The 23,036-nt window shown below is 70.2% G+C and carries 20 protein-coding genes and 4 pseudogenes; 14 read left to right on the forward strand and 10 right to left on the reverse strand.

Annotation, left to right across the window (positions count from 1 at the left end):
- Together BIV25_RS52110 and BIV25_RS33620 are read right to left on the reverse strand one after the other, a co-directional pair.
- Positions 1-367 (reverse strand): annotated as a pseudogene (locus BIV25_RS52110) (transposase); the annotation flags it as partial.
- Positions 368-549: 182 nt separating this feature from the next.
- Positions 550-838: pseudogene (locus tag BIV25_RS33620) on the reverse strand (alpha/beta fold hydrolase); the annotation flags it as partial.
- Positions 839-1,333: 495 nt separating this feature from the next.
- On the opposite strand from BIV25_RS33620, the gene BIV25_RS33625 reads away from it, so the two are divergent.
- On the forward strand, positions 1,334-2,041 hold the full coding sequence (locus BIV25_RS33625; protein ID WP_071376282.1) for a transposase: 708 nt from the start codon (positions 1,334-1,336) through the stop codon (positions 2,039-2,041).
- Between the two features lie 166 nt (positions 2,042-2,207).
- Here the strand turns inward: BIV25_RS33625 and BIV25_RS33630 are convergent, their stop codons facing one another.
- From BIV25_RS33630 to BIV25_RS33640, 3 genes are all read right to left on the reverse strand, one after another.
- Positions 2,208-2,849 (reverse strand): FMN-dependent NADH-azoreductase, encoded by a 642-nt coding sequence (locus BIV25_RS33630; RefSeq protein WP_071376283.1) that lies wholly within the window; start codon positions 2,847-2,849, stop codon positions 2,208-2,210.
- Positions 2,828-3,295, reverse strand: coding sequence for a DsbA family protein (locus BIV25_RS33635; RefSeq protein ID WP_071376284.1), 468 nt, complete (start codon positions 3,293-3,295; stop codon positions 2,828-2,830). Before BIV25_RS33635 ends, BIV25_RS33630 begins: the two co-directional genes overlap by 22 nt.
- Positions 3,296-3,527: 232 nt before the next feature.
- Entirely contained in the window at positions 3,528-4,052 is a 525-nt protein-coding gene (locus BIV25_RS33640; protein ID WP_071376285.1) for a VOC family protein, read from the reverse strand.
- Positions 4,053-4,130: 78 nt separating this feature from the next.
- Here BIV25_RS33640 and BIV25_RS33645 point away from each other — a divergent pair, with 78 nt between their 5' ends.
- Both BIV25_RS33645 and BIV25_RS33650 read left to right on the forward strand, forming a co-directional pair.
- Complete coding sequence (locus BIV25_RS33645; protein ID WP_071376286.1) at positions 4,131-4,565, forward strand: helix-turn-helix domain-containing protein; 435 nt, start codon at positions 4,131-4,133, stop codon at positions 4,563-4,565.
- 191 nt (positions 4,566-4,756) lie between these two features.
- Positions 4,757-5,170 (forward strand): annotated as a pseudogene (locus BIV25_RS33650) (helix-turn-helix transcriptional regulator); the annotation flags it as partial.
- A 504-nt stretch (positions 5,171-5,674) separates the two neighbouring features.
- Here BIV25_RS33650 and BIV25_RS33655 read toward each other — a convergent pair.
- Both BIV25_RS33655 and BIV25_RS33660 read right to left on the reverse strand, forming a co-directional pair.
- Entirely contained in the window at positions 5,675-6,067 is a 393-nt protein-coding gene (locus BIV25_RS33655; protein WP_071376287.1) for a YbhB/YbcL family Raf kinase inhibitor-like protein, read from the reverse strand.
- A gap of 574 nt (positions 6,068-6,641) precedes the next feature.
- Entirely contained in the window at positions 6,642-7,475 is an 834-nt protein-coding gene (locus BIV25_RS33660; protein WP_071376369.1) for an S-methyl-5'-thioadenosine phosphorylase, read from the reverse strand.
- A gap of 609 nt (positions 7,476-8,084) precedes the next feature.
- Here BIV25_RS33660 and BIV25_RS33665 point away from each other — a divergent pair.
- The 4 genes from BIV25_RS33665 (at position 8,085) to BIV25_RS33680 (ending at position 11,406) form a co-directional block, all read left to right on the forward strand.
- On the forward strand, positions 8,085-9,221 hold the full coding sequence (locus BIV25_RS33665) for a molybdopterin-dependent oxidoreductase (RefSeq protein WP_107486451.1): 1,137 nt from the start codon (positions 8,085-8,087) through the stop codon (positions 9,219-9,221).
- Positions 9,218-9,631, forward strand: coding sequence for a hypothetical protein (locus tag BIV25_RS33670; protein WP_071376289.1), 414 nt, complete (start codon positions 9,218-9,220; stop codon positions 9,629-9,631). Before BIV25_RS33665 ends, BIV25_RS33670 begins: the two co-directional genes overlap by 4 nt.
- Before the next feature lie 76 nt (positions 9,632-9,707).
- Positions 9,708-10,301 carry a hypothetical protein gene (locus BIV25_RS33675; protein ID WP_071376290.1) on the forward strand — a complete coding sequence of 198 codons (594 nt, stop codon included), beginning with the start codon at positions 9,708-9,710 and terminating at the stop codon, positions 10,299-10,301.
- 52 nt (positions 10,302-10,353) lie between these two features.
- Positions 10,354-11,406: an NAD(P)-dependent oxidoreductase gene (locus tag BIV25_RS33680; protein ID WP_071376291.1), complete on the forward strand. Its 1,053-nt coding sequence runs from the start codon at positions 10,354-10,356 to the stop codon at positions 11,404-11,406.
- 77 nt (positions 11,407-11,483) lie between these two features.
- On the opposite strand, the gene BIV25_RS33685 is transcribed toward BIV25_RS33680, so the two are convergent.
- Entirely contained in the window at positions 11,484-12,596 is a 1,113-nt protein-coding gene (locus tag BIV25_RS33685) for a sensor histidine kinase KdpD (protein ID WP_107486454.1), read from the reverse strand.
- Positions 12,586-13,314 (reverse strand): response regulator transcription factor, encoded by a 729-nt coding sequence (locus BIV25_RS33690; protein ID WP_071376292.1) that lies wholly within the window; start codon positions 13,312-13,314, stop codon positions 12,586-12,588. Before BIV25_RS33690 ends, BIV25_RS33685 begins: the two co-directional genes overlap by 11 nt.
- Before the next feature lie 142 nt (positions 13,315-13,456).
- Between BIV25_RS33690 and BIV25_RS33695 the strand changes: the two genes are divergently transcribed.
- From BIV25_RS33695 to BIV25_RS33725, 7 genes and pseudogenes are all read left to right on the forward strand, one after another.
- Positions 13,457-14,182 carry a glycosyltransferase family 2 protein gene (locus BIV25_RS33695; RefSeq protein ID WP_071376293.1) on the forward strand — a complete coding sequence of 242 codons (726 nt, stop codon included), beginning with the start codon at positions 13,457-13,459 and terminating at the stop codon, positions 14,180-14,182.
- Positions 14,179-14,820, forward strand: coding sequence for a DUF2064 domain-containing protein (locus BIV25_RS33700; RefSeq protein WP_071376294.1), 642 nt, complete (start codon positions 14,179-14,181; stop codon positions 14,818-14,820). The genes BIV25_RS33695 and BIV25_RS33700 overlap by 4 nt, the downstream gene beginning before the upstream one ends.
- Complete coding sequence (locus tag BIV25_RS33705; protein ID WP_071376295.1) at positions 14,817-15,686, forward strand: bifunctional 2-polyprenyl-6-hydroxyphenol methylase/3-demethylubiquinol 3-O-methyltransferase UbiG; 870 nt, start codon at positions 14,817-14,819, stop codon at positions 15,684-15,686. Before BIV25_RS33700 ends, BIV25_RS33705 begins: the two co-directional genes overlap by 4 nt.
- Positions 15,683-17,206 (forward strand): glycosyltransferase family 87 protein, encoded by a 1,524-nt coding sequence (locus BIV25_RS33710; protein WP_079177043.1) that lies wholly within the window; start codon positions 15,683-15,685, stop codon positions 17,204-17,206. The genes BIV25_RS33705 and BIV25_RS33710 overlap by 4 nt, the downstream gene beginning before the upstream one ends.
- 329 nt (positions 17,207-17,535) lie before the next feature.
- The gene (locus BIV25_RS33715) at positions 17,536-17,943 is read left to right on the forward strand and encodes a transposase (RefSeq protein ID WP_071376296.1); all 408 of its coding nucleotides are present in this window, start codon (positions 17,536-17,538) and stop codon (positions 17,941-17,943) included.
- 514 nt (positions 17,944-18,457) lie between these two features.
- Positions 18,458-19,666 carry a hypothetical protein gene (locus tag BIV25_RS33720; RefSeq protein WP_071376297.1) on the forward strand — a complete coding sequence of 403 codons (1,209 nt, stop codon included), beginning with the start codon at positions 18,458-18,460 and terminating at the stop codon, positions 19,664-19,666.
- Between the two features lie 317 nt (positions 19,667-19,983).
- Positions 19,984-20,238 (forward strand): annotated as a pseudogene (locus BIV25_RS33725) (NAD(P)(+) transhydrogenase (Re/Si-specific) subunit beta); the annotation flags it as partial.
- A 17-nt stretch (positions 20,239-20,255) separates the two neighbouring features.
- Here the strand turns inward: BIV25_RS33725 and BIV25_RS33730 are convergent.
- The gene (locus BIV25_RS33730) at positions 20,256-23,030 is read right to left on the reverse strand and encodes a toll/interleukin-1 receptor domain-containing protein (RefSeq protein WP_071376299.1); all 2,775 of its coding nucleotides are present in this window, start codon (positions 23,028-23,030) and stop codon (positions 20,256-20,258) included.
- Positions 23,031-23,036 lie beyond the last annotated feature (6 nt).

Genomic DNA, 23,036 nt, shown 5'->3' on the forward strand with positions numbered 1-23,036 from the left:
CATGAGTGCACTGTGCTTGACAGATCTCCACGACCCATCGCCTGGGCAGGACGGAGAAGCCCTTGACCTGGGTGTTGCGGGGGACGACGTGGACATCAATGCCGAGTCTCGCGCCGTGTTTGACGGCTTGGTTCTTGTAGCCTGTGTCGACCCATGCCTTGCTGATTCTGGGATGGGCGGCCGCGGTTCGGGTCAGCAGCTGCTTGCCCGCTTCGTTGTCGGAGACGCTCGCAGCGGTGACCATGACCAGGAGTTAGAGGCCGAGTGTGTCGACGACGATGCTGCGTTTGCGGCCGACGATTTTCTTGCCGGCGTCGATTCCCTGGGTGTTCGTGGGGACGGTGTGGGCGGTCTTGACCGACCCGGCGGCCGTCGTCCTGGACACGGACGCGGGGATAGGAACCGATAGAGTGCTTCACCTGGGAAGTGCCTCCGGCGGTGGCAGGAACAAGGACCTCGGCAATCCTTGTTCTTGCTGGTCAGAGGCACTTTCTGCTTTCCTGACCGCCTGCCGGACAGCCCGCTTCGTGAAAGCGCGAGGCTAGAGCACTAACGGCCGCTGAAGAAGTCGGTGAGGGCGGCGGCGACGGCCTCGGGCTGCTCCTCGGGGATGTAGTGACCGGCGTCGGGCACGATGGCGCCGGTCACGTTCTCGGCCCACGGGCTGATGGAGGCCGCCATGTCCGGGATCGAGCCGTGGCTGCTGCAGATTGCGAGGACGGGCGCGGTCAGTCGCCGTTGCTCGAGTGCCGCGCGGTTCTTGCGCGCGGACTCGGCGGCGTCGCGGTAGTAGGCGAAGGCCGGCGCGCAGGCCGCCATCGACGGCGAGGGCCGCAGCCCTGCACGGCGGTGACCTGCGCCGACGTGCAGGGCTCCGTCGCGCCACCGCGTTGCCCGTTGTCCGGCGATTGTCGCCTGGTGCCCACGCGCCGATACCGGACAACCGTGAGCCCGCTAGAAAAGTCCGTGTCGGGGCCACGCACGGACCTGGCGGCACAATCGATCTCCAGACTCCCTCACCCACTTTGCGCTTCGCCTACCCGAAGGCCTTCTGCAGTCTGTCGGAGCAGTGCGCCTCCTCCAGGACCAGCTCCCCTCCGATGAAGGTGTCGGGGCTCCCCATGGCACTGTCCCCTATCTCGCAGGCCGTCTGCGGCTTCGGCTTGCAGCCCTCGAAAACGCCGCAGTCGCTGTCGGAGGCGGGCTCGATGGTGGAAGAAGAGGAAGGAGTAGAAGTCTGGGATGGGTCCGATGTCCTGCAGCTCCCTAGTACTACAGCCGGTTGTTCACGTGACGTGACGGCGGGTGCCTCGCTGCTCCGTTCGTGGGACTGATGCTGCCGCTGGGCGTGGTGTGGGCGGGTGAGTTGAGTGAGTCCGACGTCCGGTCGCTGGATGGGGAGTTGGAGGCGCTGTGCGCCTCGGTGGACGATGTGTTCGCGCGTCCGGCCTCGCGGGAGAACCTGCGGGCGATGGTGCGTGGGCTGCTCAGCGAGGTGCCACGCAAGAACATGTGGCAGCTCGCCGAGTTCGCCGGTCACCCCAATCCTGACCGGTTGCAGGGTTTTCTCGCCAAGGCGGCCTGGGACGCCGACGAGTTTCGCGACCGGGTCCGCGCCTACGCGGTCGCAGCTCTGGCAGCCGACGATGCGGTGCTGATCGCGGACGAGTCAGGCGATATCAAGAAGGGCACCAAGACCGCCGGGGTCCAGCGGCAGTACACCGGCACGGCAGGCCGAATCGAGAACGCCCAGGTCAGCGTGTGCCTGTCCTACGGCTCCAGCCGGGGACGCACGCTGATCGACCGCGAGCTCTACCTCGGCCGCGTCTGGGCCGGCACCACCACCGAACACGAGCGGCGCTGCGCCGAGCAGGGCATCCCGCCCGAGCGGGCCACCACGGTGGCGACCAAGCCGGAGCTGGCCCGTCGCATGCTGGAACGCGCCCTGGACGCCAGCGTGCCGTTCACCTACTTCCTTGCCGACGAGGCGCTGGAGCGCCTGGTGGAGGCTGCGGAACGGTCACGGGCACCGCGGGCGTGAGTGGAGCGCGGACTTTTGTCAGACGGCAAGCGGGCGGGCCACCTTCAGGTTGGCGTGCTCGACCAGTCGGCAGACGGATTCGAGCACGCATCAGGGTCCTTCCCTCTGTATGGCTCGGCCGGACCGGCCGGGTAGGGACCGGCCCGTCCGGCCGCTTGCGGTGAGCTCAGGCGGCACGGCTGGCGATGGCCTCCGCCAGCCGGACGGCCTGTTCGTGGGCCGCGGCCAGGGACGTCTGGTGAAGCGGGACGAGCTCGGCCATTGCCGGGACGTCGGGCGCCATGGTCAGCTCGGGGGTCACCGTGGTCACGTCGAGTCCGAGCATGTGGGACCAGCCCAGGATGGTCTCCAGCGTGGGGACCAGGTAGTCCTTGCCCTCGTTGGGGCTGCCGGGGCCGTAGCCGCCGCCGCGGGCGGAGATCACTACGGCCGGGCGGCCTGCTGTGGGGGCGCCGTCGGCGAAGCCGAAGGTGCGGCCGGAGACCATGATCTGGTCCAGCCACGCCTTGAACACCGAGGGCATGGAGAGGTTGTACAGCGGCACCGTGAACAGGTAGGCCCCGGCGCCGAGGAACTCGTTGATGAGCTCGTCCTGAAGCCCCGCGGCCTCGGCCTGTTCCGGGGTGTGCCGGGCGCGGTCTGTGACTCGGGCGGAGACGCCCGCAGCGGTGATGTGGGGCACGGGCGAGGCGGCGAGGTCGCGGTGGACGACCGGGCCGCGCCACGCGGCTCGGAAGGACTGGGCGACCTTGCGGGAGACGGAGGCTTCGCCGAGTGAGGAGGCGTCTATGTGCAGCAGGTACGACATGGGGATGACGACCTTTCAGGAATGATGCCGACGTCGAAGCCGGAAGGCCGCGCGCCGGAGAGGTCGGTGAAGGGGGAGGCGCCGTGGAGGTCAGGCGCGTTCGGGGACGGCGCAGCCGTCCGGGCCGCAGACCGGGGCGTCGCCGGCGACGGGGCTACCGGGTGGGTGTCGGCCCAGGCTGTACGCAGCAGGTCGAGCGGGGTGTCGCTGTCCTGCGCGCCGGGGACGGTGTAGCGGCCGTCAATGACGATGAACGGCACTCCGCGCGCTGCCAGGCGCGCGGCCTGGTCCTGGTCGGCGCGCACGCGGTCGGCGTACTTGTCCCCGGTCGGCACCTCACGGATCTGCTCCCCGAGGATGCCCAGCGACTCCCCGAGCCGGACCAGGGTGGCGTGCTCGAAGGCGTCCGTGTTGCGCTGAACAACGCTGAACAACTTGGCCTGCATGGCTTTCAGATAGGTCAAGGGTGTTGCCGGCCGGCCGGTCGACCGCGTAGGGCAGGCCCTCAGCCGCCGCTTGCCGCGCCGTGCCCTTCTCCATGGCCCGCGCCTGTGCCTGGCCCACCCGTACTTCCCCGCCAGGTACTCCAGGGTCGGGAGGGCCAGGGTGGGCCCTTGAGAGGGGCCCCGGCGGGCCGGGCATGATGGCCGGCCGGGCTGAGAGACGGCGTTTGCTGGTTCAGTGGCGGGCCGGAGCGGAGATACCGGTACCGCCTGGGAGGTCGGCGCCGAATTGTGCGATGACCGCGTCCAGGTCGAACGGTGCGAAGGCTTCGCGGCTCACCTCGTTGATCCTGTCGGCGGGCACCAGCCAGCACACTTCGAACTCCAGGCCGTCCGGGTCGCGGGCGTACAGCGACTTGGTGGTGCCGTGGTCGGTCTCGTAGGCCAGCGCACCTGCCTGCAGGAGCTTGCCGCGGATCTGCTGGAGCTCGGCCAGGGTGTCCACCTCCCACGCCAGGTGCGCGAGCCCGGGACGTCGGCCCGGGCTCTGAGGGGAAGTCGGGCCCTCGATCTGGAGGAAGGCCAGGTCGTGGTCGTTGGTCGACTCCTCGGCCTGCAGGAACGCACCCTCGAGCACCTTGCCGCCGTCGGCGTGGAGACGGAAGACGGTGCGGAAGCTCAGCAGGTCAGTGTAGAAGGCGACGCTGCGTTCGACGTCTCGGACGTAGAGCACGGCGTGGTTGAGACGCTGGACCGGCATGTCACTCCTTCGCTTGGTTACGATTTGTGCGTAGCCCCACCATAGGGCTGCATCGAGGACCTCACAAAAGGCACATTGATGTACGCAAAGCACACCACTGATCCTGACCGTGCCGCCGCCCCGGACCCGGGCGACGCCTGGCCTGCCGATGCCCCCCACCCGTGCGAGAGCTGGCCGGACGGCGGCCGAGGGTTCCGGGAGACCCTCGACCGGATCGGCGACAAGTGGTCGGTCCTGGTCATCGGCTTCCTCAGCCGCGGTCCCTTGCGGTTCGGCGTCCTGCACCAGCAGGTTCCGGGCGTCTCCCAGCGCATGCTCACCCTCACCCTGCGCCACCTGGAACGCGACGGGGTCGTCTCCCGCACCGTCTACGCCGAGGTGCCCCCGCGCGTCGAGTACCAACTGACGCCACTGGGCGAGAGCCTGCGCACCATCGTCCACGCGCTCGCCCAGTGGGTCACGGACCACCATGGAGAGATCGAAAGCGCGCGCCACCACTACGACGCTGGATGACACTCGCGTCCCAGCTCGCCAAGGCGCTGAGCGTGCCCACGCCCGCCGTGTGCAAGCCGGGCGCGGGGTGGACGGAGCTGCCCCGGCCCATCAGCGGCACCGCGTACCCGCCAGGGAACCCGAGCTCGCGCCAGGCACTACCGAACCCGCACCACCCACGCTCACCCACCGTAAGACCACCGGCTGTAGTACTAGGACGCCTGCCCCTGGAGGTCCACACCGCGGCCCTGCGCCACCTGCTGGCCGTCCTCGTCCTGCGCCTGGCCCACCTCACCGAGCCCGACGCCAGCTATCTGCGGTTCCGTGACGCCGTGGAGAAGGACTTCACCCGCACCCGCCGGGTCGAGGACTGCGCCGAGGTGCTCGGCTATTCGGCCCGCACCCTCTCCCGCGCCACCGCCGGCCTCGGCGCCAAGGAGTTCATCGACCGTCGCGTCGTCCTCGAAGCCAAGCGCCTCCTGGCCCACAGCGACCGGACCATCGCCCGCATCGCCGACCAGCTCGGCTTCTCCAGCCCGACCCACTTCAGCAATTACTTCCACCAGCGCACCGGACAGGCCCCGATCGCCTTCCGTGACACGGTCCGCGGCCACCCCACGAAGTGAAATCCGGCAGCCGTCCAGCGGAAATGCGGCGCCGTGCCGGCTGAAGACGGGTCCTGGTCCGTGACGGGTCCAGATGAGCTGGTCAGAAGGGGATGGCGATGAGAGAACTGGGAGTTGAAGTGCAAACCGGGCTCACCTGTGAGTGAGCCCGACGCAATCCGCCTGACGGGCAAAGGCCGGTTCCGGCGCCTTTCCTCGTACCTCTAGCAGAAGCCCCCCGGCCAGACCACCCTGTTCGCCGGTGACAGCCGCCGCGGCCCGGTACCGGCAACGGGCATGCCCAGTTCGGCCATCTCCACTACGCCGCCTGATCCGCAGCCCCGGTGTCGTCGCTCTGCGCGGGGAGTGGTTTCGGGAGTGGAAACGCACCGGGATACCGCGATCTGCTGAAGCGCGCCTGTAAGGTTGAGGTCCTGTCCCGTCAAGTGGTGCAGGAATCCACAGCGCTACACCACTTCGAGGACGATACCCCTTCAAAGGCCCTCGAGCGGCTCTCACAGGGCGTCAGCGCCTGGTGTACGGCGCGACGAGCACGGCAGTCGCATCCGACCTGCTTCGAAGTCCTGTCAGTGTCCGGCTCGGAGACGAGTTGTCGCCAAGGGATTTCGGCAGCGCGTCGTGGAACGCGTACAGCGTCAGCAGGTACTGGTGGGTGCTGTTGGGGGGCGGGCACGGCCCGTCGTACGTTGCCTCGCCGAGGTCGTTGAGGAGTTCCCTCGCGCCGGGTGTCAGATGGTGCGCCTTCAGCTCCCGGGTCGCCGCCGGAATACCCACCTGTAGCCAATGGATCTTCTTGTCCTGGACATCGACCATGGAAAGGGCGAGTTCGGCGGTCCCCGCCGGTACATTCGCGATGGTGAGCCCGGGCGAGTAGTCATGGGGGCTGTCGCAGGACATCAGGGACTCGAAGGAACCCGAGAAGTTGAAGCCTTGTCCTCGTCCTAGCGTGAACGGACCGGTCGGTATTGCTGTTGTCCGGGGGGCGGCCGGGGGTGCATTTGTGGTTGTGCGGGCGTGACGTGACGCGGCAGAGCACGCGGAGGTCGCCCCAAGGGCGGTGACGCAGGCAGCGCTCAAGGCAAGGAATCGAAGTCTCATATGGCCAGCCTATGTGTTCTACCCGCCCGTGATTCCAGCGCAACCGCTTACGTATATCTAACGGAGTTTCTCCGGTCGGGCGCGAGGAGGACTCGGGTTCGCGCGCCGGTGTCGTCCGATCTGCCATGGGAAATGCGTGATTCGACCGCAGTGGCCACACATGATGAGCTGCATCTGACGTGCTTCACGCGGCCGGCCGGTGTGAGCTGTTCTTGAATCTCACCCGCCAATAACTCGCTGCAGTCCGCGGAGCCCTGGAAATCGCGCGGCAACAGATGGCAGGGACATCTCTGCGGGGCGAGCCGGACGTACGATACCGGCCGACTGGGTAGGACGACGTCCCGCCATCGGGACACCTTCGAACCCTCCGCGGCTACGGTAGTTCGAAACCCGGGTTCATTCCGCCGAGCGCGTTCACGCACAGGCAATCCCGTTCCTCGGCGGTGGGCAGCGCGGCCACCGCGTCGAACAGCACGCCCCGCAACCGCTCCACGTTCGCCGCGAAGACCTTCAGCACCTCGCCGTGCGAGACGCCCTCCCCGGTCTCCGCCCCCGCGTCGAGGTCCGTGACCAGGGTCAACGAGGTGTAGCACAACTCCAGTTCACGGGCGAGCGCGGCTTCGGGATGACCGGTCATGCCCACCACGGACCAGCCCTGCGCCTGGTGCCACAACGATTCTGCGCGGGTGGAGAACCGCGGCCCCTCGACGACGACCAGAGCTCCGCCGTCCACCGGCATCCAGTCCCTTCCGCACGCGGCCTTGAGCGCGACCGCCCGTCCGGCGGGGCAGTACGGGTCGGCCAGGGACACGTGCACCACGTTCGGCACGGTGCCGTCCGGGAGCGGCAGCCCGTCGAAGTACGTCTGCACCCGGGTCTTTGTGCGGTCCACCAGCTGGTCGGGGATCAGCAGTGTGCCCGGCCCGTACTCCGGGCGCAGTCCGCCCACCGCGCACGGGCCGAGAACCTGACGTACGCCGACGGAGCGCAGCGCCCACAGGTTGGCACGGTAGTTGATGCGGTGCGGGGGCAGATGGTGGCCGCGGCCGTGGCGGGGGAGGAAGGCCACCTGTCGGCCGGCGATCGCGCCGAGGAAGAGGGAGTCGCTGGGTGCTCCGTACGGGGTGTCGACCTCGACCTCGGTCACCTCGTCGAGGAAGGAGTAGAAGCCGGACCCGCCGATGACACCGATCTCCGCGTTCGTCATGCCCAGCACGCTAGCCGCGCCGGCGCGGTTCGAGATCACGGCATCGGGAGACGTCATGCTCTCGAAAGGAATTCGGCCGCCCGGATCGGGTGCCCATCGTTGGAGTCGACAGTTCGGCAACTTGGGTACCCACTGATCTGGTCAGGGGTCGGGACCGCTGCGGGAAGGCCGGCCGTTGGCGCGGAGGCTGCGGCGGCCCGGCGGTTCCCGGAGGGCACGCTTCATCGGCCGAAAGCTGCGGGTGAGGAGTCGGAGGTCGACTTCGCGGCCACGTGGCCGGCGCCGGCCGGGCAGCGACGCGTGTGCGTTCTCACGCTGTGACCGTCCTGCTCACGCCAGGCTGTGCACCGGCCCGGCCGCCTCGCAGGAAGTGTTCCTTGAAGGCTCACGTGGAGGCTTCGAGGTACTGGACGGCGTGACGGCCGAAGTGCGAAGCGCGGACGCCGGACAGGTGCCCGGCTTCCGCCAAGTGCCTGTCACACGGGTGGTCAGGACTGCGACGGGTGGAGTCCCGTGGATGTTCGGCGTGCCCTGCGGCCGGGAGACGTCCCTGTTCCGTAAGGCGGTCGGACGTTCCATGGCGGCCTTCCTCCGGGTGGGATGGAAGGCATGAGATCGCGTTTCCTTCCGCCTGTGTTCAAGGGCAGACTGCACGACGCCCGCACGGCGACCTCGATCGGGCGGTGGCTCGGTCTGGCGTTCGTGGTGTGTTTCTGCACCGGTTTGATCAGCCACTTCATGCAGCATCCGCCGGGATGGCTCGCTAACGAGCTGCCCAGCCGTCCGGTGTGGGGCTACCGGTTCACGCAGGGGCTCCACGTCGCGTCCGGTATCGCGGCGATCCCGTTGCTGCTCGCCAAGTTGTGGACGGTGTATCCCCGCCTGTTCGAGTGGCCCCCGGTGCGCTCGGTGCGGCACGCCCTGGAACGGGTGTCGGTGGCTGTCCTGGTCGCGGCCGCCCTCTTCGAGCTGGCGACCGGCCTGCTGAACACCGCCCAGTGGTACCCGTGGCCCTTCTCCTTCGTGGAGGTGCACTACGCCGTGGCCTGGCTGCTGACAGGAGCGCTGGTGCTCCACATCGCGGTCAAGGCACCTGAGATCGCGGCACACTGGAGCCGTCGCTCGGCGGGCACGCTGTCCCTGCCGGCCGAGGATGCCCCGGATCGGCGCTCCCTGCTCGCCGCGGTGGCAGCGGCGGTCGGCGCGGTCACCATCACCACGGTGGGGCAGTCCTTCACCCCGCTGAAGGACCTGACTCTCCTCGCACCCCGCCACCCTGACCATGGTCCCGAGGGCCTGCCGGTCAACCGGACCGCCGCCGCGGCCGGGGTCGGCCTGATCCACGCCGAGCGCTACCGCCTGACCGTCGCCGGACCGCGGTCCTGCACACTGACGTTGGACGAGCTGCGCGCACTGCCCCAGCACGAGGTCGAGCTGCCGATCGCCTGCGTGGAGGGCTGGAGCAAGTCGGCGCACTGGACAGGTGTGCGCGTCGTGGACCTGCTGGAGCGGGTGGGGGCCCCGGTCCATGCGCGGGTACGGGTGGTGTCCTTGCAGACCCGGGGCGGATACCGGGTCTCCGAGATGGGTCACGAGCACGCCCGGGACCCGCTGACCTTGCTCGCACTGCGGCTGAACGGTGAGGAACTGTCGCCCGACCACGGATACCCGGTGCGCCTCATCGCTCCGAACCGTCCGGGCGTACTGCAGACCAAGTGGGTCGGCCGACTGGAGGTGCTGTCATGAGAGTCAAGGTGCTGCGACTGCTGGTGGGCGCCGCCGGGCTGGCGCTGATGGGCGTCGGCGCGTCCTTGCTGCTGGACAGACAGCAGGAGCTGATGGGTGTACTGGAGTGGCTCGGCGGGGCGGTGGTGTTGCACGACGCGCTGGTCGCGCCGGTGGTGCTGTTGCTCGGGCTGGTGCTGGTCCGTGGTGGGGTACGGGGGCCGGTCCGCGGGGCGCTGCTCGTGGCGGGCGCTCTGACCGCGGTGGCGCTTCCGGTGCTGCTGCGGCCGGGGCCGCGGGCCAACTCGACGGTGCTGCCCCTCGACTACCCGCGCAACTGGCTGCTGACCCTGGTGGCCGTGGCCACGTTCACGGCCCTGTTGGTGGTGGCGAAGGAGGTCCGTCGCAGCCGACGGCGTCCACCTTCGTAACAGCGGCGTCTTACGGGTGTCTTACGCACCGCCGGCACGGGCCCCGCCTGGCGTAGGGCATTCCTACGGTGGCGCCATGCGCACTCTTCGTACGGTGGTCCTCGTAACGGCTCCGCCCCTGTTCCTGGCTGTGGCGGGCCTGGCCCACCCGCGGCATCTCACCGCGTCGACGGCCGCTCACTGGACGGCGCTGCATGTCGCTCTGCTTCCCGCCTTCCCCCTGCTGGCGCTCGGCCTGCTGGTGCCGCTGTGGGGCAGACCAGCGGGTGACCTCGACGGTGCACTCACCGTGGTGGCCTGGGCAGGGTGTCTCGGTTACGCGGCCTACTATTCGGGGCTGGACGCGGTGGCCGGTGTCTCTGCCGGGACGGTGGCGAGCCATGGGGCGCATGGGGCGGTGGGGTGGCTGTTCTCGACCGGTGACGAGTTGGGCCGGGCAGGGGTGTACGCGCTGACAGTCGCCGCTCTCGCCACCGGCGCGGTGCTGCTGCGGCGCCACGGCGTCCGGGTGCTGCCCGGGGCCGTGGTGGTACTGGGGGCGTGCTGGTCGTTCCTCGACAGTCACATCTTCTGGCCCCGTGGTGTGTTCACCATGCTCGCGTTCGCCGTGGGCTTCGGTCTCCTGAGCGCGGCGGCGTCCGGCCGTTCCGGAAGGCTTACGAACCCCTGACGGTTCTGCGTCCAGGCATCCGCAGACACATAGCAAGGCTTAGCGTCGGAGCATGTTGATCCTGGTCACCGGAGGTGCGGGCTTCATCGGCTCGCACATCGTCAGCGCTTTCACCAGTGCCGGGCACGAGGTACGCGTGCTCGACGCGCTCCTGCCCGCCGCTCACCGTACGCCGCCGCCCGTTCCTGATGGTGTCGAGTGGCGCCACGCGGATGTGCGCGACAGGGGCGCGGTGGTGGACGCTCTGCGGGGCGTGGACGCCGTCTGCCATCAGGCGGCCATGGTCGGGCTCGGCAAGGACTTCGCGGACGCGCCCGACTACGTCGGCTGCAACGACCTCGGCACGGCCGTGCTGCTGGCGGGCATGGCTGCGGCCGGGGTACGCCGGCTCGTGCTGGCGAGTTCCATGGTGGTCTACGGCGAGGGCCGCTACGAGTGTGCCCGGCACGGCGTCGTGCGGCCGGGGCCGCGACGGATCGTCGAGCTGGACGCGGGCCGTTTCGAACCGCCGTGCCCGCACTGTGGCGAGCCCCTGTCCGCCGGGCTGGTGGGGGAGGAGGCGCCGACCGATCCGCGCAACGTCTACGCGGCCACCAAGCTCGCCCAGGAGCACCTGGCCGCGTCGTGGGCACGGGCGACCGGTGGAAGGGTGGCGGCGCTTCGCTACCACAACGTGTACGGACCCGGCATGCCGCGGGACACCCCGTACGCGGGAGTCGCCTCTTTGTTCCGGTCCGCGCTCGCACGCGGTGAGGCACCACGTGTGTTCGAGGACGGCGGTCAGCGCCGGGACTTCGTGCACGTGCGGGACGTCGCGGGGGCCAACCTCACGGCCATGGAAGGGCTGCCCGCTCTGCCGGAGGGCGGGCTGCGGGCGTACAACGTCGGCAGCGGCGACCCGCACACGGTGGGGGAGATGGCCTCCGCGCTTGCCGTGGCACACGGCGGCGACGCACCCGTCGTCACCGGGGAGTACCGGCTCGGCGACGTCCGTCACATCACCGCCTCCTCGCGCAGGCTCTGCGAGGAGCTGGGCTGGAAGCCGGTGGTGGGCTTCGCCGAGGGAATGGCGGAGTTCGCGGGGGCTGCGCTGCGGGCGGGCTGAGCCTTCCCCGTGTCAGCCCGGAGGGGCCATCCCTGTACTTCCACGGGGGCGGCCCTTCTCCGGACCGGACAGCGGACTCAGGCGGCTGTCGGCAGGCGGACCTCGAAGCGGCAGCCGCCGGGAACGTTGTGGACGGCGGCCCGGCCGCTGTGGGCCTCGACGATGCCCCGCACGATGGCCAGTCCCAGGCCCGCACCGGCGGGCGGGGTGCGGGCGTCGGTGCCGCGCCAGCCGGTGTCGAAGACGCGGGGCAGGTCCTCGGACGGGATGCCGCCGCAGCCGTCGGTCACCGAGACGACGACGCTGCCGCCCTCCTCCCGGGCGGAGACGGCGACCGTTCCGTCGGTGGGCGTGCGGTGGATGGCGTTGACGAGAAGGTTGGCCAGGACGCGGGACATCTCGCGGCCGTCGACCTCGATCGGCACCGGTTCGACTCCGTCGCCGATGATCCGTACGCCGTGTTCCCTGGCGAGGGCGTCTGCGCCCGCGATCGCGTCGCCGACGAGGTCGTAGACCGACATGCGGGCTGTGTTCAGGGCGAGTACGCCGGCCTGGATGCGGGAGAGTTCGAACAGGTCGCCGACCATCTCGCTGAGCCGCTCGACCTCCGTGCGGATCCGGGCGTGGTAGACGCCCGGATCGTCGACCATGCCGTCCTCCAGCGCCTCGGTCATCGCCTGCAGCCCGGCGAGCGGGGTACGCAGGTCGTGGGAGATCCAGGCGACAAGCTCCCGTCGGGACTCCTCCAAGGCCCGCTCGCGCTCCCTGGAGGCGGCCAGCTTCCCACTGGTCGCGTCCAACTCCCGGACCAGTTGGGCCAGTTCGGCCGTTGGGGCGGTGCTGGGCGGAGTGAAGCGGCCCTCGTCACCGAGGGCGCGGGTGGCCTCGGCGAGTGCCTGGCTGCCCTTGACGACGCTGCGGCCCAGGACGAGCGCCACCGCGAGGGAGACGACCGCCGCTATGGAGCACACCATGGTGACGACCCACAGGTCGTGATCCGACAGCAGCATCGCCCACGACACGAGCATGGTCCCGGCGAGCATCGCCGCCACGGCGACGACGGCGACCACGGTCAGCGACAGCGCGACCGAGCGGTTGCGCAGCAGCCTCAGGGCGGCCACACCGAGCAGTCCGGCGGCGCCCGCGCCGATCGCCGCGTACAGGGCGATCAGGAAGGTGTCACGCAGCATCGTCCGCCCCGCTCGCCGCAGGCACATCGAAGCGGTAGCCGACGCCCCACACGGTGTTGATCAGCCGCGGGCGGGCCGGGTCGTCCTCGATCTTCTCGCGCAGCCGCCGTACATGGACGGTGACGGTGGACAGGTCGCCGAACTCCCAGCCCCACACACGACGCATCAGTTCCTCCCGGCTGGTGGCCCGCCCGGGATGGCGCAGGAAGAACTCCAGCAGGTCGAACTCCCTGATGGTCAGGGCGAGTTCCCGGCCATCGCGGGTGGCACGGCGAGCCGTGGGGTCCACAGCGAGCGGTCCGGCCCGCAGTCCGGTCAGGCGCGGTACGGACGGTGTGCTCCGCACCGCCGCCAGCACTCCCGCACGGCGCAGTACCGACTCCACCCGCAGGACCAGCTCCCTCGGACTGAAAGGCTTGGTGACATAGTCGTCGGCCCCGACCTCCAGGCCGAGGATGCGGTCCTCCTCGTCACCCCGCGCCGTCAGCATGATCACGGGCAGCGGACCGGTCTCGCGGATACGGCGGCAGACCTCCAGCCCGTCCATGCCGGGCAGCATCAGGTCCAGCACCACCAGTTCCGGCGGCTGTGCCATGGCCCTGGCCACGGCGGACGGGCCGTCGGCGGCCACATCGACGTCGAAGCCCGCCCGGGTCAGATATCCGGCGACGACCTCGGAGACGGTCGGGTCGTCGTCCACGACGAGTACGCGTTTCACGGTATCGAGTCTCACACCGCCCCGCGGCTGTCAGGGGGAGTGGTGGCGGACGTCAGAGATCCGTAAGGACTGCCACCGACGTCAGAGATCCGTAAGGACGCCAAGTCCCTTACGTCCCTTTTGTGTTCGTAGGGTGAGTGGGGTGACCGAGACTTCCCCCTCCTCTCCCACCCGGGTCGACGTGGTGCTGCCCTGTCTGGACGAGGCCGAGGCCCTGCCGTGGGTGCTCGACCGGATCCCGCCCGGCTGGCGCGCCATCGTGGTCGACAACGGCTCCACCGACGGCTCAGCGGACATCGCCCGCGCACTCGGCGCCCAGGTGGTGACAGAGCCGGTGCGCGGCTTCGGCGCCGCATGCCACGCCGGCGCCATGGCCGCGACCGCCGACGTCGTGTGCTTCTGCGACTGCGACGCCTCCCTCGACCCCGCCCTGCTGCCGGACATCGCCGCACCCGTGCTCGGCGGCACCGCTGATCTGGTGCTGGGCCGGCGGCGCCCCACGTCTCCCAAAGCGTGGCCCGTGCACGCCCGCCTGGCCAACCTGGAGCTGGCCCGGCTCATCCGCAGGCGCACCGGGGTGCGCCTGCACGATCTCGGCCCGATGCGCGCCGTCCGCCGCGAGGCGCTGCTCGCCCTGGACCTGACCGACCGGCGCTCCGGCTACCCGCTGCAGATGGTGGTGCGCGGCGCCGACGCCGGCTGGCGGGTGCGCGAGACGGAGGTGCCCTACCACCCGCGCACCGGCCGCTCCAAGGTCACCGGCACCTGGCGGGGCACCTGGCAGGCGGTGCACGACATGCGCGCCGTGCTCGCCGAGACGCCCGCCACCACGACCGCCGTCGCCGGCGTGCGGGGAGGCGGACGATGAACACCCTGCCCCCGGTGACCCTGCTGGTGATCGCCAAGGAACCCGTGCCCGGCCGCGTCAAGACCCGGCTCACCCCGCCCTACACCCCCCGGGAAGCGGCCACCCTCGCCGAGGCCGCCCTCACCGACACGCTCCACACCCTGCTGCAAGCCCCCGCACGCCGCCGCGTCCTCGCGCTCGACGGCACCCCTGGCCCCTGGCTGCCGCCCGGCTACGACGTCGTACCCCAGAGCCCCGGCGACCTGGACGAGCGGATCGTCGCCGCCTTCGCCCACTGTGCCGGCCCGACGCTCCTGGTCGGCATGGACACCCCGCAACTGACCGCCGACATGATCGCCGGAGCCGGCCGCGACGGCCACGACGCCTGGTTCGGTCCGGCCGCGGACGGCGGGTTCTGGGCGCTGGGCCTCGCCGATCCCGCCCGGGCCGGTGCCCTGGTCCGCGGGGTGCCGATGTCGACGGACCGTACGGGCGCGATCCAGCGCATCCGCCTGGCCGAGGCAGGACTGGCCGTGAACGACCTGCCGGTACTGCGTGACGTGGACACCGCAGCCGACGCCGCCGCGGTCGCCGCCTTCTGCGCACGCGGCTCCCGCTTCGCCGCCGCCCTCAACTCGATGGCAGAGGTGGTCCGATGAGCGGGACGGCGGTCGGTATCGACTCCGCCGTGGCCGAGCGGCCGGAACCGGCCGCGACGGAGCCCCGGGCGCAGAACCCGACCGCGGTCAGGGCCAGGAAGCGTATGCCGAAGCTCCCCGCCCGCCCCGCCGCGCCCGTGGAACCGGGCGCACCGTGGATCGACGATCCCTATGCCCACGCTCTGCGCACCGGGCGCGGCCCGCTGTTCCTGCGCCGCCTGCCACACCCTGATCACCCCGACGGCTTCGACGAGGAGCACACGCTGCCGCTGGCCGTGGAGCGCTGGTGTGCACCTCCCGACGCGGCGGACACGAGCGTGCTGCGCCGATGTACGGGCTCCGTCCTGGACGTGGGATGCGGACCGGGTCGCATGGTGGCCGCACTGGCCGCCCGCGGCGTACCGGCGCTCGGCGTGGACCTCAGCCGGGACGCCGTGAAGCGCACCCGGCGCAGTGGCGGCGCCGCCATCCAGCGCTCGGCCTTCGACCGCCTCCCGGGCGAAGGCCGCTGGGGCACCGTGCTGCTGATGGACGGCAACATCGGCATCGGCGGCGATCCCGTCGCCCTGCTCCGCCGCATGCGCGAACTCGTCGCCCCCGGCGGGCTCCTGCTGGCCGAAGCCGCCCGGCAGGACGTGGACCAGCGCCTCACCGTGCGCGTCGAGGACGCCCACGGCCACCACGGACGGCCCTTCCCCTGGGCCAGGCTCGGCACCACCGCACTCGTGAAGGCTGCAGACTCCGCAGGCTGGATCCTGACCGGCAGGTGGACGGCCGAAGGGCGCCCGTTCGCAGAACTACGGCGCCGGTGCGCGAAACAACCGGACGCGCAGCCCTCGATCAGCGAAAGGCCCCACCGCTCATGACCGACAGCGCCCCCACGCGCCGGTCGGCTCCCCGGCCCGCCGAGCCGTTGCCCGACCACCCCGCAGAGCCGGTGAACCGCCGCAGCGGCCGTACGCGTACCACCCTGGTCGCGGCGGTGCTCGTCGCACTCAGCGCCGTTGTCGTCGGCACCCTCCACGCCGGCGACAACCAGAGCGCCCCGGGCCGCCTGCTCGTGGGATACGCCATCGCCTGGGCACTGTTCGCCGCCGGGGTCTGGACCGTGCGCAAACTCCCCGCGCGCGCAGCGACCTTCCTGGTGCTCGCGGGCTCCGCCGCCGTCGCGCTGTCCGGCCTGGCGGCACCGCCCCGCACCAGCGACGACATGTACCGCTACGCCTGGGACGGCCGCGTGCAGGCGGCCGGTATCTCTCCCTACGCCCACCCGCCGGCCGCCCCCCAACTCGCCCCTCTGCGGGACGAGTGGCTCTTCCCCACCCATGGAGCCTGCGACGGCTGGGGACTGAGGCGCACCGACAGCGGCGCGTGCGTCCGCATCAACCGGCCCGGCGTGCCGACGATCTACCCGCCCGTCGCGGAGGGCTGGTTCCTCGCCGTCCACACCCTCTCGCCACCCGGTACTCGTCACAAGCCGCTCCAAGTGGGCGGCGCGGTCCTGGCGTTCGGCACCACCATCGCCCTGCTCGCCGTCCTGCGGCGACGCGGCGACCCGCAACGGGCCCCTGCCAGGGCGGCCCTGTGGGGCTGGTGCCCGGCCGTCCCTTTCGAAGCCGTCAACAACGCCCACATCGACACCCTCGGCGTCCTGCTCACCGTGCTGGCACTCGGCACCGCCAGAGCCGGGGCGCGCCGCGGCGCCCTGCTCGGCGCGGCCATCGCGGTCAAACTGCTGCCCGTGCTGGCGCTGCCCGGCGCCCTGTCCGGACAGCGCAGCGCACGACGCATCGCAAGCGTGACGGCGGCTGCCCTCGGCGCGGTCGCGCTCTCCTACCTGCCCTACGTCCTGGCCTCCGGCACCAGCGTCCTCGGCTATCTCCCCGGCTACCTGAACGAAGAGGGCTACGAACCCGGCAGCGTACGCCGCTTCGCCTTGCTACGGCTGATCCTGCCGGACTCGGCCGCCGGAATCGCCGCCGTCGTCCTGCTCGCCCTGACGGCCCTGTTCGTATGGTGGCGCGGCGACCCGGCACGCCCCTGGAGCGGTGCCCTCCTGGTGACCGGCACGGCCCTGCTGCTGTTCTCACCCAACTACCCCTGGTACTCCCTCCTCGTCATCGCCCTCGCAGCCCTGGACGGGCGCTGGGAGTGGCTCGCCGTCACAGCGGCCGGCACCGTCCTCTACCTCGCCGGGCGGCTGTTGCCCGGGTTCCCTTTGCAGGCATGGGCCTACGGCGCTGCCGCTCTCGCTGTCGCATTGGGTGCCTGTCTGAGAGGCATGAAGCCGACGCAGCCCTTGCCGACCGGCCGTGAGGCGCTCGGGCGAGCGGGAGCCGGCAGCTTGATCGGCCGGGTCCGGCAACACCCTCCGCCTCGCCCTTGAGATCGCCGAACGCACCGCGACGACACCACTGGAATCGTGGTGATGCCGGGCGGGCGGGTGGCGGTGAGCGGCACTTGGAGGAGGCGACGGGTACTGGATGCGGAGCGCATCCGTACTGTCGCAAGCTGAAATTCGGGTCGGGGGCAGGCCATCGTCCGCAATCACCGGGGGCGGGTTTCACGGCGGCGTTCCCTCTCAGGGCACAGGACCGTGAATCCTTTCCCCCCGGCGTTCGATGCCCGCCGGGAGCTGATCGGTCCCACGCTCACCGCCTGGCGGGCCGAGCGCAGAGGCAACGGCCCTGACTCGGCCGCCCGCCCGAGCACGACGTGCGCCGCATCGCGGACGCCGTCCTCCCCGTCGACCGCACCGGGATCCCCTGGCGCTGCCTGCCGCACGGCTTCGCACCGCGGGAGACGGGCTATGGCTGCTCCGCCGTCTGGCAGAAGAAGCGCGTCTTCGACCAGCCGGTCGCCCCGCTGCGACGCCCGGTGCATGAAGCCGGAGGCCGCCGTGCCGAACCGAGCGCCTGGGCGCTGGACGCTCAGAGTGTCAAGACCTCCGCCGACATGCCCGCGGCCGGCCTTGCCAGGGCTGAGCGCGTCGATGGTCGACGGCTGTCGATGACCGGCGCGCGCCCCTTACCGCTCAGCGGCCGTCATCTGCGGTGTCACTCGATCCCTGACTACCGATTACGCTGCTGCTGGGCCGGTATGACGCGCGCGGGGACCTGCTGACCGGACGTCCGCGGTGAGCGGGGGCCACGAGGGCGAGTACGATCTTCCATCGCTTCAGTAGCGCGGCAACGGGGAGGCCGAACTGATGGGTGACTCGTCGGACGGGGTCGATGTGCCGTCGGCGTCCGAGCAGGAACCCGGGCCATCGCGAGCGGGTGGACCAGCTGACTCCGGCAACTCCGGATCGCAGCCGAAGAGGCAGGAGTCGGTCGAGGCAGGGCCGGTCGTAGCCGACGTCGGGGGCGCCGGTTCCGCGAGCTCGTCACAGGATGAGGCCGGCCCGGGCACCGAAGGTGCCGGTTTCGCCAGTGCCGGCTCCCAGGAGGCCGGTTCCAAGGGCGCCAGGTCGTCCGGGGGCGCTTCGTGGTGGCGTCGGCATCCGCGGTGGAGCGCTGCTGCGGCAGCGACGGCAGCGGCGGGGGCGTTCGCCGGCGGTTGGTTCGCCGCGCCGCCCGACCTCACGTACACGCCGGCCGTCGCTGCCTCCCAACCGGTCACTGTCACCGGGACGCACATGAAGGACTGGAAGGACAAGGGCTGGCCGACGCTCGGCAACCGAGCCGGTGACCGGGGGCCGGGTCATGCCGCGATGGAGGTGTGGCTCTCCGGCGGCTACGGCCCGCACTCCCAGCTCATCGTGCGGGGACAGGACAGCCGCAGCGCGCCGTACTACGGCTTGGAAAAGCCCTCGGGCCAGGTTCTGTTCTCCGGCACTGTCCCGGGCCTTCCGCGGGTCACCCTTGTCAGCAGCGGGGGTCAGCTGCTGCGCTACGCCACGGGGAACGTGTCGGTGAAGGCCGTCTACAGTGCGCCCAGACCCTGGGACAGCTCGACGCTGGAGAGCCCGCCCCTGGCGCTGAACTGGAACCTCGATTCCGGCGAACCCTTCCCACTCGCGGTACCGCCGTGGCTGGCCAATGTCCGGGTCGAGGGCATCAGCGGCAAGGACGCCACCTGGCGGCCGCTGAAGGTCACCGACGGACTCACGGCGCCCATACCGGACTTCAAAGCGGCCGTCGGCAGCTCCGATCTCGTGGACGCCCAGGGCCACTGCGGCTACGGAGCGCTGATCCAGGCCGACGACACCCTCGCCGAGGGCGGGAGGAAGACCGAAACGTTCGTCTACCGCCCGGGCTGGCCGTACGCCGTGCGCCTGACCTACCTGGCCAAGGCCGGTCAACCGTACGACGCGTCCGACGCCGCACCTCTGGACCAGGAGTACATCCGCCGGATGGCGGGGGCGCTGCTGTGCGAGGGCCCGGGCATGAACAGGTCCAACCCTGCCTCGGAGGTCATTTGGCGGCCACTGTGGCGCGGCACCCCCGCGGGCGGGAACGAGGTGGCCGTGTTCGACCAGGAGGTGTCCTACCCCAGCGGACAGGACTACGACGCGAACATCCGCGACGGCATGATCGAGGTCGGCGTCCACAAGACAGCCGTGTTCAACACGGTCGTGTCCAACTACGACGACAGCATCACACCCGACACCACAGCCCGCGTCGGCTGCCTCAAGAGCACCACCGGCATCGTCGTCATCGGCCCGGCAACCGCCACGACCACGCGCCTGGCCGACCCGGCCACAGGCGGCCACTGGACGGCACACGGCAACGTCCTGCAGGTTCCCCAGGGCCAACTCCCCGGCAAGAGTGATGCCTTGACCGTTACCGCGACCACTCCAGGCAAAGGCGGCGAAACTGACACGGGTACCTGCGCCTGGCCGTAAGAACCCTGCCCGGTGCGCCGGCTCGGGTCAGGGCCCGCCGTCTGCCGTGGCATCGATTGCGCTCACCGCCGTCCACGCATCACCCGCCCGGCTGGTCGCCTTCGGCAACCTCGCGCTCTTCGAGTACATCGACGGACCCCGTTGCCCAATTGCTTATGCGGCAAGGTCGTGGGCAGCGAGGTGTGATGTCCGGGTGGGGGCGAGTGGTTGCCCGGTCCACCAGGCGTCGATGCGGATGAGGTTGATGGCAGTGGCTGTGAGGATGTGTGAGGGCGGGCTTCCACAGTCCTGCGTAGCGGGTGCGGCGAGCGCCGGTAGTCACGTTCACCGGCCTGATCGTCGCGTTCCTGAAGCTCTCGGCGCGCATCGAGTCCCGTCCGCTGAGGCTGCCCGGCAAGAACGCGCTGAACCTCGGCGCACTCGCCGCGTCCGTCGTACGGACCGTCTGGTTCACGATCAGCTCGAACCTGCCGCTGATGATCACTGTGACGGTGCTGGCTCTGGCGCTCGGCTGGCACCTGGTCGCCTCGATCGGCGGCGGCGACATGCCTGTCGTTGTCTCCATGCTGAACAGGGCTCCCCTGACGACTCACCTGTGACAGCTGAGGTTCCCCGGGGGATTGAACCCGGTTACCTCCCGCCACTCTTCGGGCTGCAGATCTCGGCCGGCGAACCGGCAGGCGATGTCGAGCCAGGACCGTTCGGTGGCCGCCCATCGGACCACGGATCCGGCAGGGGTCGCTGTCAGCAACTCGCCGGTCGAGCCTGCTCCGGCGATGGCGGTGGCCTCCCAAGGGGCCGTGGCCCACGTGCCTGCGTGGCCTGGCAACTGCAGCGTTCCCAATATCGTCCCGGAGTCGATGTCGATCACGACTACCGTGCCGTCGTCGCGGATCTGACCGATGAATGGCGTGCCAGGTATCCAGCTCGAAGGGCGAGCCATCGCGAAGCCGATGCGGATGGTGCGGATCAGCGTTCCGGAAGGCTCCCGGACGTCCAACGAACTGTCAGGGTGTGAGACAAGCATTCGGTCACCGGCGAAGTCGACCGTCGTCGACACGCCGGGCACGGTCATGGTCCTGCGCTCCTTGCTGTCCGCCACGGTCAGCTGTCCTCCGCCGTGGTCCTGTCCGGCGATCCACGCCGCGTATCGGCCATCCTCACTGATCGCGGCCAGGCCTACCGGGGCGGGCGATTCTGTCAGTGGCTTGTCCAGACCAGGTGCGTCGTAGACGTACATGGCATCGTTCACCCTGCGTACCGTCATTCCGCCGTATTCACTGACGCAGATCAGGTCCCGTCCGTCGGGCGTGAGTCGCGCCGCGACGTTTGCCACGCCCTGGCCCTTCAGCAGGCTCTGGGTGCCGGTGCCTCGGACTGCGTAAAGGCCGCAGCCGACCTTCCCGATCAATGCCGGGGTCCCGTCAGGCAACCAGGCGGGAAAGACGTCCTTCTCGGGGCTACTGATGGCCCTGCCCGCGCTGGGTCTGCCGTGGAGGTCGTACAGCACCACGTCCCCGAATCCACCGACCAGTAGGACGCGCCGGCCATCGGGTGACACGGCCATCTGGGTGGGATTGCTGGACGCGGGGGTGTCCGGGACTTTCAGACCGTCGGCGTTCAGCCGCAGCCTGGGGCGCTGGGTGGGATTCCACAGGGACAACGTGCTGCCTTTGGCCGTGACGAGCCGGTCCGAGCTGCCTATGAACGCCACGTGTTCCGCACCACCGGCGCCCAGCAGCTCTGTCTCGCTGCGGTTGTCATTGGAGCCTTTGCTGACGTCGGACACCCACAACTGTCCGCCGCCGCCCGAGGCGATCCGCTTGCCGTCTCGGCGGATCGCGAGGACGTCCGGCGTGTATGAACTGTCGACAGCGGAGTAGCCGTTCGGATCCTTCCGGTCGCGTGCTGTGTCGAAGACCATCGCCCAGCCGGCCAGGAAGCCGGTGAAGGACCCGTCGTCCGAGGTTGCGGAGATGCCCCTGCTGGGTGGGGCCATCGGTTCCTCCTGGCGAACCGTGACGGTCAGGTCAGCAGTTCTAAGGCGTTGCCATCGGCCGGAGCCGCTGGTCACCGCGACCGTCTGCTCGTCGGGTATGCCGACTCCGTCCCAGTACTGGTCCGAGAGCCCTGTGCTACGGCGCCGGGTACCGGTCGACGCGTCGAAGGTGGACAGGCCGGCCTGGACACCGGGTGTGGGCACGGTCAGCACCGCGACCGTCGTGCCCTTCGGTGAGACCGCCAGCCGTCCGGGCTGCTCGTCTTGAAGAGGGATCGGTGCCGTGCCCGGGTGCCAGATCACCGCGTGCCGGCCGTCGGTCGCCGCGGACACCGCGCCGTTGTCGCTGATCGCCACCTTCGTCACCGGCAGGTCGCCCAGACGCGCCGTGGTGCTGCTGTCTGTGGCCGGATCCCAGCGAATCAACCGGCCGTCGGCGGTGCCCACGAGCGTGATTCCGCCGGCCGACGCCGCAAGGGAGCTGACCGGCGCGGCGAGCGTGTGCTGGCGGACCAGATCGGGGTTGTCGTTCACGGTCTGGAACAGCGCCGCCACAGTCTGCGGCTCACGACGCAGGCGGTAGGCCTCGCTGGCCAACAGCTGCGCGCGGGCAGCATCGTCGGGGGAGTCCTTGACTGCGGTCGCGGCCAGCAGTCGCGCGGTGGCGATGGTGGCGCGTTCCTGTGCGAGGTTCCTTTGCCTGATCGCCTCGTTGGCCTGCTGCCAGGCGATAAGGCCCGCCACGATCGCAGCGACGAGGAAGACGCAGAGGCCGGTGACCAGCGCCCGCCGGATTCGGGCGGCCCTGCGCTGAAGTTGAAGGTCTCTGCTGTCAAGCTCGTCCTTGCTCATGTCGTGCAGCGGCGCGGCGAGGGTGACCACGCGGTCCCGAAACGTGCTGCCGGGTGCCATCGAGTAGGCGGAGGCCTGGCGATTCTCCCGCAGGTCCACCCACAGGGGCTCCTCGGGGAACGCACCGCTCAGCTCGCTCGGAAACGCAGTCGTCCTCTGCCAGTCGAAGTCTTCGCGCGCAGCGTCCCATTCGATGCGGCCATCGCTCAGAGCTATCAGAAACGTGTCCATGGAGTGGTGCTCACGCCAGTACCTGATTTCCTCGCGCACCCAGCGGGACTCGGCAGCCGCGGGGGAAGCCAGGTAGATGAAATAACGTGAGCCCGCCAGAGCATCCTTGATGGCACCGCCGAGGTCGCTGCTGGCAGCAAGGCTCGTGGTGTCCCGGAACACCCGCGCACCGGGACGGAACCCCCACGCAGTGCGCCCCACACCGCGCAGCCCTTCCTCGAGCGCAGCAGCCAGCTCGACGTCACTCCTGTGGCTGTACGAAATGAAGACATCCCGGTCCAAGACCGC

This window comes from Streptomyces sp. MUSC 14 (assembly GCF_001866675.1).
GTDB lineage: Bacteria > Actinomycetota > Actinomycetes > Streptomycetales > Streptomycetaceae > Streptomyces.

Bases quoted from the DNA above. Each gene is read 5' to 3' on its own strand.
- BIV25_RS33685 (WP_107486454.1), bottom strand. From the start codon at position 12,596: ATGCTGCGTGACACCTTCCTGATCGCCCTGTACGCGGCGATCGGCGCG.
- BIV25_RS33645 (WP_071376286.1), top strand. From the start codon at position 4,131: ATGTACGCAAAGCACACCACTGATCCTGACCGTGCCGCCGCCCCGGAC.
- BIV25_RS33660 (WP_071376369.1), bottom strand. From the start codon at position 7,475: ATGACGAACGCGGAGATCGGTGTCATCGGCGGGTCCGGCTTCTACTCC.
- BIV25_RS33710 (WP_079177043.1), top strand. From the start codon at position 15,683: ATGACCGACAGCGCCCCCACGCGCCGGTCGGCTCCCCGGCCCGCCGAG.
- BIV25_RS33705 (WP_071376295.1), top strand. From the start codon at position 14,817: ATGAGCGGGACGGCGGTCGGTATCGACTCCGCCGTGGCCGAGCGGCCG.
- BIV25_RS33670 (WP_071376289.1), top strand. From the start codon at position 9,218: ATGAGAGTCAAGGTGCTGCGACTGCTGGTGGGCGCCGCCGGGCTGGCG.
- BIV25_RS33680 (WP_071376291.1), top strand. From the start codon at position 10,354: ATGTTGATCCTGGTCACCGGAGGTGCGGGCTTCATCGGCTCGCACATC.
- BIV25_RS33630 (WP_071376283.1), bottom strand. From the start codon at position 2,849: ATGTCGTACCTGCTGCACATAGACGCCTCCTCACTCGGCGAAGCCTCC.
- BIV25_RS33700 (WP_071376294.1), top strand. From the start codon at position 14,179: ATGAACACCCTGCCCCCGGTGACCCTGCTGGTGATCGCCAAGGAACCC.
- BIV25_RS33665 (WP_107486451.1), top strand. From the start codon at position 8,085: ATGAGATCGCGTTTCCTTCCGCCTGTGTTCAAGGGCAGACTGCACGAC.
- BIV25_RS33640 (WP_071376285.1), bottom strand. From the start codon at position 4,052: ATGCCGGTCCAGCGTCTCAACCACGCCGTGCTCTACGTCCGAGACGTC.
- BIV25_RS33720 (WP_071376297.1), top strand. From the start codon at position 18,458: ATGAAGGACTGGAAGGACAAGGGCTGGCCGACGCTCGGCAACCGAGCC.
- BIV25_RS33635 (WP_071376284.1), bottom strand. From the start codon at position 3,295: ATGCAGGCCAAGTTGTTCAGCGTTGTTCAGCGCAACACGGACGCCTTC.
- BIV25_RS33655 (WP_071376287.1), bottom strand. From the start codon at position 6,067: ATGTCCTGCGACAGCCCCCATGACTACTCGCCCGGGCTCACCATCGCG.
- BIV25_RS33675 (WP_071376290.1), top strand. From the start codon at position 9,708: ATGCGCACTCTTCGTACGGTGGTCCTCGTAACGGCTCCGCCCCTGTTC.
- BIV25_RS33625 (WP_071376282.1), top strand. From the start codon at position 1,334: ATGCTGCCGCTGGGCGTGGTGTGGGCGGGTGAGTTGAGTGAGTCCGAC.